The organism is Streptomyces platensis (assembly GCF_008704855.1).
GTDB lineage: Bacteria > Actinomycetota > Actinomycetes > Streptomycetales > Streptomycetaceae > Streptomyces > Streptomyces platensis.
This window is the reverse complement of sequence record NZ_CP023691.1, coordinates 7,064,816-7,081,677: the sequence shown is the minus strand read 5'-3', so window position 1 is coordinate 7,081,677 and position 16,862 is coordinate 7,064,816. Positions and strand designations below refer to the sequence as shown.

The 16,862-nt window shown below is 69.7% G+C and carries 15 protein-coding genes and 4 pseudogenes; 10 read left to right on the top strand and 9 right to left on the bottom strand.

Annotated features, from left to right (window positions below; translation table 11 throughout):
- Positions 1–116: 116 nt before the first annotated feature.
- A complete protein-coding gene (locus CP981_RS31290) occupies positions 117–1,985 on the top strand; it encodes a virginiamycin B lyase family protein (RefSeq protein ID WP_085922723.1) in 1,869 nt (622 codons plus the stop codon).
- Positions 1,986–2,378: 393 nt separating this feature from the next.
- Here CP981_RS31290 and CP981_RS39605 read toward each other — a convergent pair.
- From CP981_RS39605 to CP981_RS31275, 4 genes and pseudogenes are all read right to left on the bottom strand, one after another.
- Positions 2,379–2,573: pseudogene (locus CP981_RS39605) on the bottom strand (IS30 family transposase); the annotation flags it as partial.
- Positions 2,574–2,720: 147 nt separating this feature from the next.
- On the bottom strand, positions 2,721–3,089 hold the full coding sequence (locus tag CP981_RS39415; protein WP_341873691.1) for an aromatic-ring hydroxylase C-terminal domain-containing protein: 369 nt from the start codon (positions 3,087–3,089) through the stop codon (positions 2,721–2,723).
- On the bottom strand, positions 3,020–3,712 hold the full coding sequence (locus CP981_RS38935) for an FAD-dependent monooxygenase (RefSeq protein WP_280117045.1): 693 nt from the start codon (positions 3,710–3,712) through the stop codon (positions 3,020–3,022). Before CP981_RS38935 ends, CP981_RS39415 begins: the two co-directional genes overlap by 70 nt.
- A 326-nt stretch (positions 3,713–4,038) precedes the next feature.
- Entirely contained in the window at positions 4,039–4,329 is a 291-nt protein-coding gene (locus tag CP981_RS31275; RefSeq protein WP_085922724.1) for a hypothetical protein, read from the bottom strand.
- An 88-nt stretch (positions 4,330–4,417) separates the two neighbouring features.
- On the opposite strand from CP981_RS31275, the gene CP981_RS31270 reads away from it, so the two are divergent.
- Positions 4,418–4,891: a MarR family winged helix-turn-helix transcriptional regulator gene (locus tag CP981_RS31270; protein WP_244329867.1), complete on the top strand. Its 474-nt coding sequence runs from the start codon at positions 4,418–4,420 to the stop codon at positions 4,889–4,891.
- Positions 4,892–5,246: 355 nt separating this feature from the next.
- Here the strand turns inward: CP981_RS31270 and CP981_RS31260 are convergent, their stop codons facing one another.
- Positions 5,247–6,155, bottom strand: coding sequence for a LysR family transcriptional regulator (locus CP981_RS31260; protein WP_158092613.1), 909 nt, complete (start codon positions 6,153–6,155; stop codon positions 5,247–5,249).
- Positions 6,156–6,220: 65 nt separating this feature from the next.
- Here CP981_RS31260 and CP981_RS31255 point away from each other — a divergent pair, with 65 nt between their 5' ends.
- Positions 6,221–7,183 (top strand): DMT family transporter, encoded by a 963-nt coding sequence (locus CP981_RS31255; protein ID WP_425282176.1) that lies wholly within the window; start codon positions 6,221–6,223, stop codon positions 7,181–7,183.
- Positions 7,184–7,380: 197 nt separating this feature from the next.
- A complete protein-coding gene (locus CP981_RS31250) occupies positions 7,381–7,668 on the top strand; it encodes a hypothetical protein (protein ID WP_143658813.1) in 288 nt (95 codons plus the stop codon).
- A gap of 8 nt (positions 7,669–7,676) precedes the next feature.
- Here CP981_RS31250 and CP981_RS31245 read toward each other — a convergent pair whose 3' ends face one another.
- A complete protein-coding gene (locus tag CP981_RS31245) occupies positions 7,677–7,982 on the bottom strand; it encodes a hypothetical protein (RefSeq protein WP_085922729.1) in 306 nt (101 codons plus the stop codon).
- A 51-nt stretch (positions 7,983–8,033) separates the two neighbouring features.
- Positions 8,034–8,651 carry a TetR/AcrR family transcriptional regulator gene (locus CP981_RS31240; RefSeq protein ID WP_085922730.1) on the bottom strand — a complete coding sequence of 206 codons (618 nt, stop codon included), beginning with the start codon at positions 8,649–8,651 and terminating at the stop codon, positions 8,034–8,036.
- A 123-nt stretch (positions 8,652–8,774) separates the two neighbouring features.
- Between CP981_RS31240 and CP981_RS31235 the strand changes: the two genes are divergently transcribed.
- Positions 8,775–10,256, top strand: coding sequence for an amidase (locus CP981_RS31235; protein ID WP_085922731.1), 1,482 nt, complete (start codon positions 8,775–8,777; stop codon positions 10,254–10,256).
- A 303-nt stretch (positions 10,257–10,559) separates the two neighbouring features.
- On the opposite strand, the gene CP981_RS31230 is transcribed toward CP981_RS31235, so the two are convergent.
- Positions 10,560–12,254 (bottom strand): IPT/TIG domain-containing protein, encoded by a 1,695-nt coding sequence (locus tag CP981_RS31230; protein WP_280117044.1) that lies wholly within the window; start codon positions 12,252–12,254, stop codon positions 10,560–10,562.
- 1,247 nt (positions 12,255–13,501) lie between these two features.
- Between CP981_RS31230 and CP981_RS39600 the strand changes: the two are divergent.
- From CP981_RS39600 to CP981_RS31210, 4 genes and pseudogenes are all read left to right on the top strand, one after another.
- A pseudogene (locus CP981_RS39600) lies at positions 13,502–13,900 on the top strand (glycoside hydrolase family 15 protein); the annotation flags it as partial.
- A gap of 349 nt (positions 13,901–14,249) precedes the next feature.
- Positions 14,250–14,564 (top strand): annotated as a pseudogene (locus CP981_RS31220) (SDR family oxidoreductase); the annotation flags it as partial.
- Positions 14,565–14,673: 109 nt separating this feature from the next.
- Complete coding sequence (locus tag CP981_RS31215) at positions 14,674–15,738, top strand: NAD(+)/NADH kinase (protein WP_085922733.1); 1,065 nt, start codon at positions 14,674–14,676, stop codon at positions 15,736–15,738.
- A 311-nt stretch (positions 15,739–16,049) separates the two neighbouring features.
- A pseudogene (locus CP981_RS31210) lies at positions 16,050–16,277 on the top strand (DNA alkylation repair protein); the annotation flags it as partial.
- A gap of 12 nt (positions 16,278–16,289) precedes the next feature.
- Here CP981_RS31210 and CP981_RS31205 read toward each other — a convergent pair.
- Positions 16,290–16,457: a hypothetical protein gene (locus tag CP981_RS31205; protein ID WP_190838408.1), complete on the bottom strand. Its 168-nt coding sequence runs from the start codon at positions 16,455–16,457 to the stop codon at positions 16,290–16,292.
- 8 nt (positions 16,458–16,465) lie between these two features.
- On the opposite strand from CP981_RS31205, the gene CP981_RS31200 reads away from it, so the two are divergent.
- A complete protein-coding gene (locus CP981_RS31200) occupies positions 16,466–16,699 on the top strand; it encodes an MmyB family transcriptional regulator (protein WP_280117072.1) in 234 nt (77 codons plus the stop codon).
- Positions 16,700–16,862 lie beyond the last annotated feature (163 nt).

The window sequence follows — 16,862 nt, the reverse complement described above, 5'->3', positions numbered from 1 at the left end:
TCTTGGGCGGCCCTCTCAGCTCAGAGAGGTGTGTCATGGAACCGACTACGGGTTGGTGGGGAGCTCCGGCGGTGGCCGGCGGGTTTCGGCCGGTTGTACCGGCCAGTGGATCCGAGGTGGCCGCTGTACGGGGGCTTGTGGCCGCGCCGTTCAGTGCGGCGTTCTCCACGGTGACGATCCCGGCGGGCACGACCCCGCTGGCGGTGGCGGTGGCGCCGAACGGCAACGTCTACGTCGGCAACGCCAATTCCAACAACGTGACGGTGATCAGCAGCACCACGAACACCGTCCTGGCCACCGTCCCCGTCGGCTCAAGCCCGGCCATGATTGCGGTGGCGCCGAACGGCAACGTCTACGTCACCAACCAGAGCTCGAACAACGTCACGGTGATCAGCAGCGCCACGAACACCGTCCTGACCACCGTCCCCACCGGCGGGGGCCCGTTCGCACTGGCGGTGGCGCCGAACGGCAACGTCTACGTTGCCAACAGCACTTCGAACAACGTGACGGTGATCAGCAGCGCCACGAACACGGTCCTGGCCACCGTTCCCGTCGGCGCGGTCCCGGACGCGGTGGCGGTGGCGGCGAACGGCAACGTCTACGTCGCGAACCGGAACGCGAACACCGTGACGGTGATCAGCAGCGCCACGAACACCGTCCTGACCACTCTCCCCACCGGTGGGTTCCCGGGCGCGGCGGCGGTGGCGCCGAACGGCAACGTCTACATCGCCAACCAGACCTCGAACAACGTAACGGTGATCGACAGCGCCACGAACACGGTCCTGGCCACCGTCCCCACCGGCACGGTCCCCGGGGTGATCGCGGTGGCGCCCAACGCCAACGTCTACGTCACCAACACCGTTTCGAACAACGTGACGGTGATCGACAGCGCCACGAACACGGTCCTGGCCACCGTCCCCGCCGGCGCGGCCCCGTTCGGGGTGGCGGTGGCGCCGACCGGCAACGTCTACGTCGGCAACAGCAATTCCAACAACGTGACGGTGATCAGCAGCACCACGAACACGGTCGTGGCCACCGTCCCCGTCGGCGCGTTCCCGTTCTCGGTGGCGGCGGCGCAGAACAGCAACGTCTACGTCACCAACGCCAATTCGGCCAACGTGACGGAGATTTCGCCGTTGACGGTGACGACCTCGCCGGCGTCGCCGGTGTGCGGGCAGCCGGTGATGTTCAACATTTCCGGGGGGACTCCGAACGGGAGCGCGGTGGTGGACTTCGGGGACGCCAGCCCCACGGTCACCGTCCCCCTGGACGCCACCGGGAGTGGGCAGACCACCCACACCTACACCGCCGGTACGTTCACCGCGACCGTGAACGGCAACCCCACCTCCGTCACCGTGAGCCCCAACCCCACAACGACGACGCTGTCGGTGACGCCGAACCCCTCGACCTGCGGGCAGAGCGTGACCGTATGCGCCACCATCACCCCGGCACCAGCCACCACCTCCGTGCCGACCGGCACGGTCACCTTCACCCTCCCCAACGGCCAGACCCAGATGGTCCCCGTCAACGCATCGGGGCAGGCCTGCTTCACCACCACCGCTCTGACCTCCGGCACCCTCACCGCCACCTACAGCGGTGACAGCTGCTTCACCGGCTCCAACGCCGGCACCCCCGTCACCGTGAACCCCAACCACACAACGCTGACCGCGCAGCCAGGCACGATCCGGCTCCGGCTGACCCCGCTGCCCGAGTTCTACATCCCCACCCTCAGCGCCACCCTGACGACCACCTCCGGGATGCCGGTGGCCGGTCAGCCGGTGACCTTCACCGCCACCACGCTCTTCGGCCCGGTCAACCTCGGCACCGCCATCACCGATGCCAACGGCACCGCCACCCTCCACAACGCCGTCGTCCCCGTCTTCGCCATCGCCACCCCCTTCTACACCGCCACCTTCCCCGGCACTGCCTGCTACACCGCCGCCACCACCCACAACATCCTGCTGTTCATCCCCCTCCCCAGCTGACCTCGTCGGCTCCGAAAACCCCAGGTCACCTTGTCTGCTGCGACGGGAGGAACACTTCGTGACCCAGCTGCACGAGTTGGCCGCCCAGACCCGGCCTTCATCTCGTGCATGCCGTCGATGGGGCCAGAATTCGGCAACGGCGCATCTGCGAGGCTGAAGGCGTCGAGGTGCCGTACTAGGAGTCGCTCGCGACTACGAGGCTCCGCCGGGCCCCGGCGGCCTCCCGTCCGGCGACTGGGATCCATGGCCCGAATCCCCCGAGACCCCTGGACGATCCGCCTCGGCGAAGCCAGCAGACCGACGACGGCCTCGTCGGCTACGTCCTCGCCGGCGAGTGCGTTCGTCGTCGCGCAGGTACCTCGTCGGCGAGGGCACGGGCTCCTGCCCTGCGAGAGCAGGAGCCCGCCGCCGCTTCGGGTCGGTACGGCCGTTTCGCCATTCGCGGCCGGTCCGGTCATGGACGCCAACGCGTCGGCTTGCCTCTTTGTTTGTCAGCCCCATCTGCACAAGCCGGAAGTATTCCTCCCGCTCAGCCCGGAGCTTCCGAGGCCCCTGAGCCTTACGGACCTTACGGATCTCGAAGTCCATCGCACCCCTTGAGCTGGGGTGTTGCGACGACCGCTAGAACTGAAGGCAAACAGGCGGGGCTTCGTCGTGTCACAGCCCCTATGGGCGTGGTGGTCCAGGGCGGTGTGCAGGTAGGCGTGGCCGGCGGGTGGGCTCGTCGAGCGGCGTTCAGCGGCACAGGGTGCGCAGGGTGGTGAGGCAGTCCGCGGCCCGGCGCTGCGGGTCGGTGTCGGTGCCGGCCCAGGCGATCCGGGCGTCCGGCCGGATCAGGACGGCGGTGACGTCCCGCCAGATCGCTTGCGTCGCCTCGGAGTTGACGGCTCCCGCCCGCTGCTCCAAACCCTCCGCGGGGCACGGTGTCCGCGTCCCGCCGAGGTCAAGCAACAGTGGTCGGCCGTGGTGCATCAAAGGGTGGGCGGTGGGCGCGTCGGTCGCGTCGAGGGCAAGGCCGGCCAGTCGGGTGCCGTTCAGCGGGTGCGCGCCGGGTGTGGTGTCGGCGGGGAGCGGGTCTCGAAGCCGGCGATCCGGCGGGCCCACCGGCGGTTGGTCTGCGGTTCGGCGAGCGCGGCGGACCAGACCTCGCGCAGGGCGATCTGCTCCGGGCTCACCGCGGCGAACAGGGCGAGCTGCGCGCGGGTGTTGTCGATGACGGCGCGGGCGGCCGGTCGGCGCTCCGTGTCGTAGCTGTCGAGCAGTCCGTCGGGCGCCCGGCCCTGGAGGGTGGCGGCCAGCTTCCAGCCCAGGTTGGTGGCGTCCTGGATGCCGAGGTTCATGCCCTGCCCACCGGCCGGGAAGAACATGTGCGCCGCGTCCCCGGCCACCAGCACCCGTCCGGCCCGGTACCGCGTGGCCTGGCGGGTGGCGTTGCCGTAGCGCGACAGCCACCGGGGGTTGCGGATGCCGAGGTCCCGTCCCAGCAACGTGCGGGTCTGCTCGCGCACCTCCTCCAGGGTCAGCGGTTCGCCGGTCCCGCGGTGCATGGTGGCCGTGGAGAGTCCCGCCAGCCGGTGGACGCCGTCGCCGATCGGGGCCGCCAGGAGCGAACCGTCCGGCCCGGTGGCGGCGAGCGGCGCGGTGGGCGGATCGTCGAGTTCTACGTCGGCGAGCCACCCGGTCAGTGTGGTGTCCTGGCCGGGGACGATGCCGACGGCCGAGCGCAAGCATAAAGGGGTGGACCGCCCCGACGGTGGAGAAGTCCAGCCGGGTGATCGCCGCCCCGAAGTGACCGGTCGGCACCGGGGTTCCGCGTTCGATGAACCGCTGCGCGAGGCCGCGGGTGGCGAAGGTGTCCAGCGTGCCGGCGGCGGGGCGGCGTCAGGGCGATCGCAGGCCACGTGGGGCAAGCCCGGCGGGACAGCCCCGGACGGGAAGCCGCGATGAACCGGATCGTCACCGACCCGCGCACCGCCCGACGATTCGACGCCCGGCGCGCGTGCGCCTGTTCGCTTCCCCGGGTGCCGGACGGCCGCCGGCAGCACACGCCGCGTTACGCGGCATCGGCGAGGATCCGCTCCACTGCCGGGGAGCGGGGCCGGAAGACGTCGTTGAGGCCGATGGCGCGCAGGACGGGAGCGAGTTCCCGCATTTGCGCGACAAGGGCCGCGTACTCGGGAGTGCCCTCGGTGAGTTCGTCCAGTCGTAGGGCGTTGGCGACGAATGCGGCCACCGAACCCTTGCGGACAGTCAGCCCGTTGATCCCGGTCGAGTCGATGCCCTCGGGCAGGACATCTTCCGGGCGCACGGCGGGCTGGTGCTGGTGCGAAGAGGAATGCGACATGACTATCCTTTGCGTGCTTGATGTACGTGCTTTCTGCACGCAGATTACGATAGCAGGACTCCGTGCTTCTTGCACGTATCATCGAGGGGTGAGCAAGACGACACGTGACAGCACGTCCGCCGCCCGCGTGGCCTCAGCCATCGGGGCACTGACCCTGCGCGCCACCCGTGCCGGGCTCTACGGCCGGCTGACCTCCGGGGTGGAGGGCGTGGACGCCACGACCTACCCCGTGCTGTCCGGGCTCGCCCGCGTGGGGCCCGTGACCGCCACCAAGCTCGCCGAGGCGATCGGGATGGACCGCACCGTCACCACCCGGTACGCGACCAGGCTGCAGGAGGCCGGGCTGATCGCCCGCCGTCCCGACCCTGCTGACGCCCGTGCGACCAGGCTGGCCCTCACCGTCGAGGGCGAGAGGGCAGTCACGGCGTTGCGCGGGGCGATGGAGTCCTTCGTGGCGGAGGAGATGGCGACGTGGCCGCCGGATGAGGCCACCGCCTTCGCCACACGCCTGGAGCGTCTGGCACAGTCGCTCGCCCAGGGCGAGGGGGACCGTTCGCGTTGATGCGGGCTCGGATGGAACGAGCGCCCCAGACAGATCGGCCGGCTGGAAGATCACTGAAAATGTTGGGAGTTTTGGCTCCGGATCTTGTGGTCCGAAGCCAGTCCGGTGGGCATACAGGGTGATTGGGCCGGGGAGGCGATCGGGCCCGATGTGCGGGAGACCTGCCGGGAGTTGATCCTGCCGGGCAGCGTCTTCGCATTCCTGGCCGAGCACCGCGAAATGCTGTTCTCGGCGGTGATGTTCGCCGATATGTATCCGTCGTCCAACGGGCGGCCGTCCATGCCGCCCCAGGCGCTGACCGCCGTCACGGTGCCGCAGAGCCTGCATGGCCACCTGGGTCGCCGAGCCCGCTGCCCTAGGTGTGGTGTTCGGGGAGGTTGGCGACGCGGCTCATTTCTGCCAGGAAGGCCCGCACGCGCGGCGTTTCGGTCTCGGTGCCCGTGGCCACGAGCACGCTGCGGGACACGGTCGGCCGGCAGCGAACGAAGCGCACGCTGCTGGGAGCCGAGGTACGGACCACGCGCGGCACCAATGTCACTGCGAGTCCAGCCGCGACCAGGCGGAGTTGCGTGGCGTAGTCGGACACGCAGTAGCGCACCTCCGCTTCCACCTCGTGTGCGCGCAGCAGTTGCCGCAGTGCTTCGTGCGCGTCGCTCCCCGCAGGACAGCTGGTCCAGAGTTCTCCGTGGAGTTCATCGAGTGCCACGAACTCCTGGCCGGCCAGTGGGTGTCCCTCCGGAACCGCCAACTGCGCGTCCTCGTGCATCAGGAGGGTGGTGCGTACTCCGGGCGGCAGGTGCGCCGGGTGGTGGTCCCAGCTCTCCGTGACGACGGCGTCGAGCTGGCGTGCTTGGAGCATCGGGATCATGTCGACCGCTTCGCCGTCGCGCAATGAGGGTTCGAGGCGGGGGTGGCGTTCGATGAGGCGGTGCAGCACGTCAGGGACCAGTGTGCGGAGAACACTGGCGACACCACCGATGCGCAGGGGTCCGGCGACGAGACCGTGCAAGTTGGCGAGGTCTCGTTCGGCGTCCGCGAGCGTGGACACCATGGTGTGTGCCGAACCGGCGAGGATGTGGCCGGCGCTGGTCAGCCGGATGCCACGGCCGTCCCGCTCAACGAGTTGGCATTGGACCTCCTTCTCCAGTTTTCGCACGTGCTGGGACACTGCGGGCCCTGTGATGTGCAGAGCGGCGGCTGCTTCGCTCACGGAGCCGAAGCGTGCGACGGCTGCGAAGACCCGTAGCCTCTCCCAAGTGATCACGTAAGCCAGGCTAATGCTTTTGGCTAATGAATCTTGAATAGTGCTCCCCGGCTCACGCTGGGATCGTGGATGTTGTGGATGCGACCTCAACGCTCTCCGTGGCGACTTCCGATGACACCGAGCGGGCTCCCCGGCGCAGTTCAAGAGCCCCAGCGGGGTTGGTCATCGGTGGAGCCGCCTGTTTGTCCGTTTCGGCAATGTTCGTCAAGCTCGCCGACATCACCGCAGGCACCGCGGCATTCCTGCGCTGCGCCCTTGCCCTGGGCATTCTTGTGCCACTGCTTGTTCACGAGATACGGCGCAATGGACGGCTGGCGCGGAAACTTCAGGGATATGCGGCGCTCGCAGGCGTCTTCCTCGGCATTGATTACGTCATGTGGACCATGAGCATCCTGGATGTGGGGGCTGCAGTCGCCACGGTGCTCATCAACGTACAGGTCATTGCCTTCCCGTTGCTGGCGCGGCTCATCGGCGGCACGGTCATGTCTCGTCGTTTCCTGTGCACCACGCCCGTGATGTTGGGTGGCATCACTCTGGCCAGCGGCGCTCTGGAGGGCGGTGCGGAAGACGGCAGCCCGGTGCGCGGCACGCTGCTGGGCGTGGGCGCCGGTGTTGCCTATGCCGCCTATCTGTATCTCAACCGGCTGTCAGGTGAGCGCAGCCCCGTGCACGTGGTGACGCCGGTCTGCATTTCCACCGCGGCCGCTGCGGTGACCGCGGGGGTGGTCGGTCTGTTCACCACCGGCATCACCCTGTCGATGTCGCCGGCCTCGTGGGGCTGGATCATCGCGCTCGCTCTGCTGGGACAGGTGGCGGCCTGGCTGTTGATCAGTACCGGGACACCTCGGCTCGCGCCGAACACTTCTGCCGCCTTGTTGCTGCTGCAGCCGGTCATGGCCATGGGATGTGGCCTGTTCATCCTCAGGGAGACGGCGACTGCGTGGCAGCTCGCCGGCTGCGTGGTGGTGATCGCCGCGGTGTGGTTCTCGCATCGCCCACCGTGCAAGGGCGCAGACAGCGGGCCCTGACGGAAGTACCGGTACGCGCCACTGCGCCGGATGGCTGCCGGCCACCTCCGCCTGGACACGGCCCACCCGCTGGACCTCCCTGGCCCTCCCCACAGGTTCGAACGCCCCGTCCAACGCCGCCTCGTCCGGATGGGACCAGGGCCTCGCCTTGGTCCCGGTGGTGATCAGCTGGCGGTCGTAGGGGTCTGCCGGAGTTTGTGGCGTCGTTGCCGGGCGAGTCGCCGTTGCGGGGGAAGTACGGGGAACCGGCGGAGTACGTCGTCCAGTGGCTGCTGCCGGTCGGTGCGGCCGTGCTGGGCGTCGTGCTGCTGGTGGCCGGCGAGGTAGCAGCCGACGTCCTACTGCTGGCCGGCGTCGGCGCGGTGGGTTTCTGGTTTCCCCGTCTGGCGGCGGCTGCGGAGGAGGCGCGGGCCGTGTGGGCGCGGTCGTTGGTCTGCCGGCAGTGCCCGGCCGTGTTTCCGCGGGAGGATGCGGTGACGGTCTGAGTGTTTGGTCAGGGCTCATGAGGCTCTTGGTGAAGCTGACCCAAGAGCGTTTTAGAGCAGATCGCTCTGAGGGCTTTTCCAGCATTCCCCAAGGCGTGGAGGGCGCGCTCCGTGTGCTCGATTGGCTTCGCGAAATGAGGGTCTTTACGGTCGAAGCGGAGCGGCGTCAGGAGCTTCGCACCCAGCGGAAGCGCCAACGCCGCCTTGAGCAGGCTGTGGGCCACTTCGGCCGCGTAGGCGGGGCCCAATAGATAGATGTCCACGCACGCCATTCCGAGGCTCTTGCACTCCGCGTCGTCGTAGGCGATCAGCAAGCGGGGGACTGGTGCGCCGATCAGGTTGGACCCCCGGTGCCGGGCGTCGGCTCAGCGTCCGCCGACCGTCCCGCCTCGGTCCAGGACGGCCTCGACCGCAGCGAGCAGCCGCTCCCCCGCACGGTCGACGCTCCCGTTCTGGGCACTGATCTGAGCCCCCTCCATGAGGAAGGTGATCTCTGCGGCGGCCTCGTCGGGAGCCCGCACACCGGCCCTCTCGCACATGCCCGTGAGCCGGCGCCGTTGGGTGGCCTTGTGGTCCTCGATCAGCCGGCGGGCCGGATGTCCCCGGTCGGGCAGGCCGGCAATGGAGTTGACGAAGGGGCAGCCCCGCTGCGCGATGTCCGGCAACCCCTCGGCGATGAATCGCGTCACGGCGAGGACCTGGGCCCGGCCGTCGCCGGGGTGCTCGGCCTCCGTCCGGTCGAAGGCTGTCGAGTACCCCGCTGCGACGATTCTCAGCCACTCCTCGATCAGGGCGTCCTTGGTGGCGAAGTGCCGGTACAGGGCCATCTTCGTGGTCTTCGCCTGCTCGGCGATGGCCTGGACCCCGACGGCCCTGATGCCCTCGCGCAGGAAGAGCTCCTCGGCAGCGTCGAGGATGCGCTCACGCGGGGGCAGGCGGGCCACTCTCGTGTCCCGGCCGGGCCTTGGGGGGCTGCTCGCCATCTCCGCCTCACTTCGGTCGCCGTCGCCGACCTCTCTCCGCCCATGCTACGTTACCGACCGACCCCGAACGATACCGATCGGTATCACACGGGACCGATCGGACGCACCGCGAGGCTGAGCATCGTGAAGCTGCACGAATACACCGAGTACGACGCCGTGGGGCTGGCCGAGCTCGTCGCACGAGGAGACCTCACCGCCGCGGAACTCACCTCCGCGGCCCAGGACGCGATGGCTGCCGTCAATCCCCGCATCAACGCCGTCGTGGAGAACTGGCCGGCCGAGGACGCACCGGGCCCGGGCAGCACACCGCTGGCCGGTGTCCCGTTCCTCATCAAGGATCTGGCCGTGGCCATGAAGGGCAAGCGCGTCGAGCTGGGCAGCCGCCTCGCCGCCGGCAATGTGGCAGCGGCGGACTCCTTCCTCATGCGACGGTTCAGGCGGGCCGGCCTGGTGACGCTGGGCCGTACGGCGTCCCCCGAATTCGCCTACAGCACGACCACGGAGCCGGTCCTCCACGGAGCGACCCGCAACCCCTGGGACCTCACCAGGACGCCGGGAGGTTCCAGCGGCGGGTCGGCCGCAGCCGTCGCCGCCGGCATCACCCCCCTCGCGCACGCCACCGACGCGGCCGGCTCGATCCGCGTCCCCGCCGCCAGTACGGGGCTGTTCGGACTCAAACCCACCCGCGGCCGCGTCTCCATGGGTCCGGACGCCGACGAGGTCTTCAACGGGTTGGCCGTGCACGGCGCCCTCAGCCGGACCGTGCGCGACAGCGCGACGCTCCTCGACCTGATCCAGGGCCCCGAAAGCGGCGATCCCTACTTCGCGGCACCTCCCCGACGCCCATACGCCGAGGAGAGCACCCGCGACCCCGGCCGACTGCACATCGGACTGCTCACCACCCCCTGGAACGGACGCGTCGTGGAACCGGCCGTACACGAAGCCACCCTCGCCGCCGCCCGCCTGCTGGATGCGCTCGGCCACCGGGTCGAACCCACCGGCGTCAACCTCGGGGTGAGCTGGGAGGAATTCGTCCTCGCCAACGCCCGACTGTGGACAGCGAACCTGGTGACATGGATCGACGGCTTCGCCGAGGCGTTCGGCCGCCCCGTGAACGAGACGACCGTCGAGCCCGAGATGCTGGCGAGCTACACCTGGGGACGCCGGGTGAGCGGTGCGGAGTTCGTGCAGGCCCTCGAAGTGCGCAACCGGGTTGCCCGGTCGATCGGCGCGTACTTCGACCGTCACGACGTACTGCTGACACCCACCCTTCCCGAACTTCCCGTAGCCATAGGCACCTACCACCATGGAGCGGAGGGGGCGGACGGCCGGGGCTGGCTGGAGCACCTGTTCCACAGGTCGCCGTTCACCGCAGCCTTCAACGTCGCCGGCACCCCCGCCATGTCGGTGCCGCTGGCGGCCGATCCGGCCACCGGCATGCCCATCGGCATCCAGTTCGCCGCCGGGTACGGGCGCGAGGACGTTCTGCTCCGCCTTGCCGGGCAACTGGAGAGGGCCGCTCCCTGGGTGCAGCGCACGCCCCCCGTATGGGCGGGCACGGCGCCGAGTTCTGGTGCTGACAGTCCCCGGCCCGGCGTGCGGTGAAGACATGGCCGTGGCCAGGCCGAGCCTGGCCGGAGTGATTATGCGGGCACGGCAGGTGCGTCAGTGCGGGCACTGTGGAAAGCCGCTGCCAGCGAGCGCCCGCCCCGACGATTGGCCCTGAAGCCGGGCCCGGCGGTGCACGGACCCGGGGGTGTGAATCGGCGCACCGCCGCCCTGCGGCCGCAGGTGCCGGACACGACGAGCGGCCCCACGAGCGGACCCGCAGCGGGGGCACGCAGGCGTACAGCGTGCAAGGCCACCCGGCCACGGCGCTCGCGCCGTGCCGTGGCCGGGCCGGCGGGGTCAGACGGCGGGGGCGTCGAGGTAGGTGTAGGTGGTGGTGGTGCTGCCGCCGAGGGTGGTGACGGTGACGGTGATGTCGCCGGCGGGATGGGGTGGGGCGGTGGCGGTGATCATCTGGTCGGAGATGACGGCGAACGGTGCGGGCGCGTTGTCGAAGGCGACCTCCTGGGTGGTGGCCAGGCGGTCGCCGGTGAGGGTGACGTCGGTGCCGCCGCCGGTGGATCCGGAGGCGGGGCCGGCGCCGGTCACGGTGGGGGTGTCGAGGTAGGTGAAGGTCAGGCCGCCGGCGCTGCCGCCGGGGGTGATGACGGTGACGGGAACCGGGCCGGGGGACGGGACGGCGGGGATGGTGACGGTGACGGCGGTGTCGGTGGCGGACTCGATGGTGGCCGTTCGGGAGCCGAAGCGCACCGAGGTGGCTCCGGCCAGGTTGGTCCCGGTGATGACCGCCGTACCGCCGCCCGTGACGGGGCCCATGGCGGGTTCGCCGCCGTTGGTGGTGATCCCGGTCAGCAGCGGGGCGGGGAGGTAGTGGAAAGTGCCGAAGACGGCGGTGCCGCCCGGGGTGGTGACGGTGACAGGGACCGCGCCCGATCCGGCGGGGGTGCGGACGGTGACCGAGGTCGCGGTGTCGGCCAGGATCGTGGCGGGGGTGTCGCCGAAGCGCACGGCGGTGGCTCCGGCCAGGTTGTGGCCCCGGAGGGTCACGATGGTGCCGCCGGCGGTGGTGCCCTGGCTGGGCACGAGCGTCAGGGCGATCACGCTGACGGCGTTGTCGGTGTTGTCCGTCACGTACAGCCGGTTCCCGGCGGGGGTGACCGCGATGCCGACGGGGCCGTTGCCCACGGGGATGCTGCCGGTGGCGGTGTTGGTCGCGGTGTCGATCACGGTGACGGTGTTGTCGGTGAAGTCGGTGGTGTAGGCGGCGGTCCCGTCCGGACTCACGGCCACGAAACGCGGCAGGGTGCCCACCCCGACGGTGGCGACGGCGGTGTTGGTGGCGGTGTCGATCACGCTGACGCTGTTGCCGCCCGCGTTGCAGACGTAGGCGCGGGTGCCGTCCGGGCTGAAGGCGACGATCACGGGCACGTCGCCGGCGGTGAAGCTGCCCGTGACGGTGTTGGTCGCGGTGTCGACCACCCTGACCGCGCTGTCGCCGACGCAGCAGACGTAGGCACGGGCCCCGTCGGGGGTGACGGCGACGCCGACCGGCGCGGGGCCGGTGGTCACGGTGGCGGTGACGGTGTTGGTCGCCGTGTCGACCACGCTGAGGGTGTTGGCGGTCTGGCCGGTGACGTAGGCGCGGGCGCCGTCCGGGGAGAGCGCCACCCCGACGGCTCCGGCACCGACCGCGACGGTGGCCGTGAGGGTGTTGGTGGCGGTGTCGACCACCCCGAGGGCGCCGGCGTCGTTCAGGGTCACGTAGACGCGGGTGCCGTCCGGGGAGACCACCGTGAGGGTCGGGCCGCCCGCAGTGGCGACGGTCGCGGTGACGGTGTCGGTGGCGGTGTCGATCACGCTGATGGTGTCCGACCCCCGGTTCGCGACATAGCCGCGTCCCCCGTCCGGGGACAGTGCCACCCCCAGCGGGGAGAGGCCGACGGGGATCGTGGTGTCAGCCGCCAGCACAGTAGAGCGCTGCCGGGGCAGCGCGACGGCGGACAGCAGCGCATCGGGTCGGGTCAAGTCGGTCACGGCGCGGCCTTTCTGAGTGCGGATCGGGGACCCGCAGGCCACTGCCCCGGGCTGAGATCAGTCCCGGGGACAGTGGCTGCGGTTAATGCCGCCGCGAGACTCTCCGCCTGCGGCGGGTCGGCCCGCGCTGGAGGCGGCCAACGGTCCTCGTTGATGCCACGCAGGAGAACCGCTGCGACCGCTCAAGCACGGCCCCCGGCAAGGGATGGGCAGCCCACCGGTTCCACTACTCAAAGTGACCCATAATATCAAATGGGTGACAAGGCTTGGTTGTGCGAATCACCCGAACAGCCCACTGCGTGACGCCGGCGGCTTCTCGAAGGCCCCGCCTGGCCGGGCGGGAAAGCCGCGCCACGACGTGTGCAGCGCCGGCCCCCGCAGCGGCCACGGCCGAGCCTTGGCGTGGCGTCAGGCGACGGAGTGGGTCCCGGCGCCCGTGTAGGTGCCCATCGCCGCGGCGGCGGGGATCGTGATCACCACGGTGGGGGTCCAGCCCGTGGAGCTGTTCCCGCTGCCGGTGGAGGTGAAACAGGGGAGCGCAAGGCAAGCGCCAAGGGCACGCCACCTCAGCAGGGTGCGACGCAATGCGGCGTAGTGGGCCGCGTATCCGCCTCGATCTTGCGTTTTCGGCGCTGTGGACAGGTGCTGGGTACAGGGTGCCGAGGAAGGCCGGAACGAACACCGGCCGGGATCCCTGCCACGGCTGGAAACGGCTAGGGTCTGTCGTTTGGATCAGGCCGGATCAGGGAGCGGGGTCTGGTGCGTGCAGCTGCAAGGCGGAGGAGGGAGTCGACGCGGAGCGTCGGCGAGTGACGAGATGTCTGGAGCACCGGCACAGCACAAGTCCGTCCGTTATTGCCGATCGCTGAGCACGGCTTGATCGGGAATCTGCGCACGGTGGCGCTGGTGGGTACCAACGGGGCCATCGACTGGTATTGCTGCCCTCTTTCGACTCCCCGAGTGTTTTCGCGGCCATCCTGGACGCGGACCGGGGCGGGGCGGGGCGTTCGCGCTGGCTCCCACCGTGCCGGCCAGCACCAAACAGTTCTACTTCCCGGACACCAATGTGCTGATCACCCGCTTCTTCACCGAGGACGGGCTGGGGGAGATCCAGAACTTCATGCCCGTGGCGGACTCCGGCGCATCCGACCGCGACCGGCTCATCCGGCGGGTGGTGTGCGTTCGGTGCCGCTGGAGCGAGAGGAAAGGGACGTGGGGACGGAATGTGAACTCTCCCAGGGCGACATGGTGGTCTGCTCGACGCCGCAGTGCTGATGATGCCGCTGACCAAGTTCGTCTCCCCCAGCGATCCCGTGTGGCTGTCCCCCCTTGACGCCCTGGGCCGCGAACTGGTCTCTGACTCCCTGGTCTGGCGCTACGACCCCAAGGCCGGCCCAAACGGTCTGGAAGGCGAGGAGGGCACCTTCTCCATCTGTTCCTTCTGGTACGTCGAGGCCCTCACGCGCGCCGGGCGCCTGAACGAAGCCCAGCTGGCCTTCGAGAAGATGCTCGCCTACGCCAACTACCTCGGCCTGTACGCGGAAGAGATCAGCCACACCGGAGACCAACAGGGCAATTTCCCCCAGGCTTTCACTCACCTTGCCCTGATCAGCGCCGCCTTCAATCTCGACCGCGCCCTGGGGTGACCTCCCCCGCTCCGCAGTCTGCAAGAACCTGACGATGTGGCAGCTCGGCCCGCTGTACGGCTTCTCGCCCGCGACCGTACACCAGTTGGCCCGAGAGCTCTTTCCGCTTCTCACGCGTGAGACGGCCCGAGCCTCTCAGAAACCAGTCGAGCGGCTGTGGATCGTGGACGACACATTGAGCCCAGTCCGAGGCCGCACGGCAGGCGCCTCTTCCGCACCACCCGGCTCCGCCGAGCGACGGGGAGCCGAGCGGCTGACGATGGAGGTGTACCGACGTGACCACGCTGCTCCCAGAAGGAGGCAGACGTCATGACATCCCCTTCCGAGGCCCCAGGCCCCGCTTCCTCACGTGGACTATTCAGCGGCCAAAGCCGCCCTGAGCAACCTGACCAAGGCGCTGTCGGAGGAGTTTGCTCCCCGTGGTGTCCGCGTCAACGCCGTCGCTCCCGGCCCGGTACGCACCCCGTTCTGGACGGCCCCCGGCGCCTTCGCCGACACCGTCGCGGCCAGTGCGGGCGCCACGGCGCAAGAGGCACTTGACCAGGTCGTACCTCAGCAGATGGGCATCTCCACCGGACGCATCACCGAACCCCAGGAGGTCGCTGACCTCGTTGCCTTCCTGGCCTCCCCGCGCGCCGGCAACATCACCGGTGCCGAATTCGTCATCGATGGAGGCCGATCAAGACCACCTGACATGAACGCGAGCCAACCGGGCCGGTGGGCGCTTCTGTTGCCGCCAGGGGCGGGACCATCCCCCGGAGAGAGGACGTTACGTGAGCGTGCAACGGGTGGGCATCGTCGTCCACGGAGGACGTCCCCGTGCCCTGGAAGCTGCCGACGTCGTCCGGCGATGGTGCGAACGCCGGGATGTCGGCTGCGTCGCCATCGACGTGTGGAGTCAGGACGGAGAACGACAGGACGCGCGGGAGGAGGTCGACGCTGCCGGCAGCCCCGACCTGATCGTCACGCTCGGAGGAGACGGCACCTTCCTCCGCGGAGCACGCCTGGCCGCACAGAACAACGCCCTTGTCCTGGGAGTTGACCTGGGCACCCTCGGCTTCCTGACCGAGGTCCCGGCCGACCACGTCGAGTACGCGCTGGACACCATCCATCGCAGCCAAGTGGACATCGAGACCCGTCTGATGCTGACGATGCGGGCGTCCTGTCCGCTGAAACTCCCCGAGGAGCTGGAGACCCTCCTGCGCTACGGTCGCGGTCCCGCGCTGCCGCCTCCGCCGGTGCGTCCCGAGTGTGCTGCCGCCCTGGACTGGGGGGTGGCTCTGAACGTGACCGCCCTCAATGACATCGTCCTGGAGAAACTGGCACGCGACCGGCAGGTCTCCCTCGGCGTGTACCTCGCGGGCCGACTGCTCGCCTCCTACTCCGCCGACGCCGTCCTGGTCGCCACCCCCACGGGGTCCACGGCCTACAGCTTCGCCGCCGGCGGCCCCGTCATCTCCCCCGGAGCCGACGCCATCGTCTTCACCCCGGTAGCTCCGCACATGACCTTCAACCGCTCGGTGGTCGCCGCACCCCACGAACCCGTCGCCCTACGCGTCCTGGGCCACTCCGGCCGGGCCGCGGTGAGCGTCGACGGCCAATTGCGCGGTGTGCTGGACCCAGGAGACTGGATCGGTGTCTACGCGGCTCCGCAGCGCCTGCGCGTCGCGCGGCTGGGACCGACCGACTTCTACGGCCGACTGCGTGAGCGCATGCGCCTGACCGACGCCCCCGCGACAGCCGACGCCGACATCGCCCCCATGTGGCCCCACACCAGCCCGGTCCCCGACGACCTCGCACATCTGCGCCTGCCACCCGCACCATCAGACACCGGCTGAACCGAGCCCCCGCTTGTACGGGCCCTCCCCCGCTCCCGGCCTCCACGCCGGTGCCGGCACCACCCTCAGCCACCGCTGCCACCCTGCCCCGAGCCGGGCCTCACCGACCTCGTGAAGATGCGGGATTTCGTGTCTGCCGCTGCCGCCGCACCGGCGCGAACGGCAGCCGGCCGACTTCCGCCGTAGGCTGAATCCCGCGCGTGAGGGACAGGAGGCTGAGGTGGCCGGGACGACGGTGGCCGAGGTGATGGCCGAGCTGGCCGCGCTCGAAAACCCGAAGACACGCCAGGTGAACGAGAAACACGGTGACGATCGACGTCATCGACGCAAAGATGAAAGACGCCCCGGACCGCCTGCAATGGGCGATGAACCACTGCTTGGCACAGATCGGCATCGAGCACGCCGAGCACCGCACCCGTGCCCTCGACATCGGTGAGCGCCTGGAGGTCCTCAAGGACTACCCGACGCCCCGGGGCTGCACCTCCCCGTTCGCGCCCATCTGGATCACCGAGATGGTGCGCCGACAGCACAACAAGTAGGAAGGTCCGTGCTCAGGACCCCGCGAGGTTGCCCGGTCGCTCAGCCGCGCGGGCGGACGTGGAGGGCTCCTCCGTGAAGAGGCCGTCGAGCCGTTGTCCGTACTCCTGCTTCGCCGCCGTGAAACGGTCCTGCGGCAGCTCGTTCGCGTCGTACACCGCGAACGGCTCGAGCGGTGCCATGCCGGTGAATCAGAACCACGCACAGCGCCGAGTTCCGGCGGATCTGGGGCTATGGCGAGGTGGTGATGTGCGCGGCAGGGCGCAAGCGGCTGCGACACCCGGAGGCCGGGCTACTCACCCTGGACCACGAGACGCTGCACGTACCAGCAGCACCCGGCGAGACCGGCCTGGTGGTGCACGTATTCAGCGCCGAGGAGGACAGCCAAGAGGCCACCGCATCGGCCGGCCGGCCACGGCCATGACGTGACATCGACTACCGCGACGGCCTGGGCCCGGCTCTGCCGCCATCACGGCGGCTTCGCCGGTGGGTATTCCGTACCTCGTCCATCGGCGTCCGCAGTCGAGGATCACAAGGGCCGCGACTACGATGGGCATATCGCCCGATCGAGGGCTTGATCAGGGGCT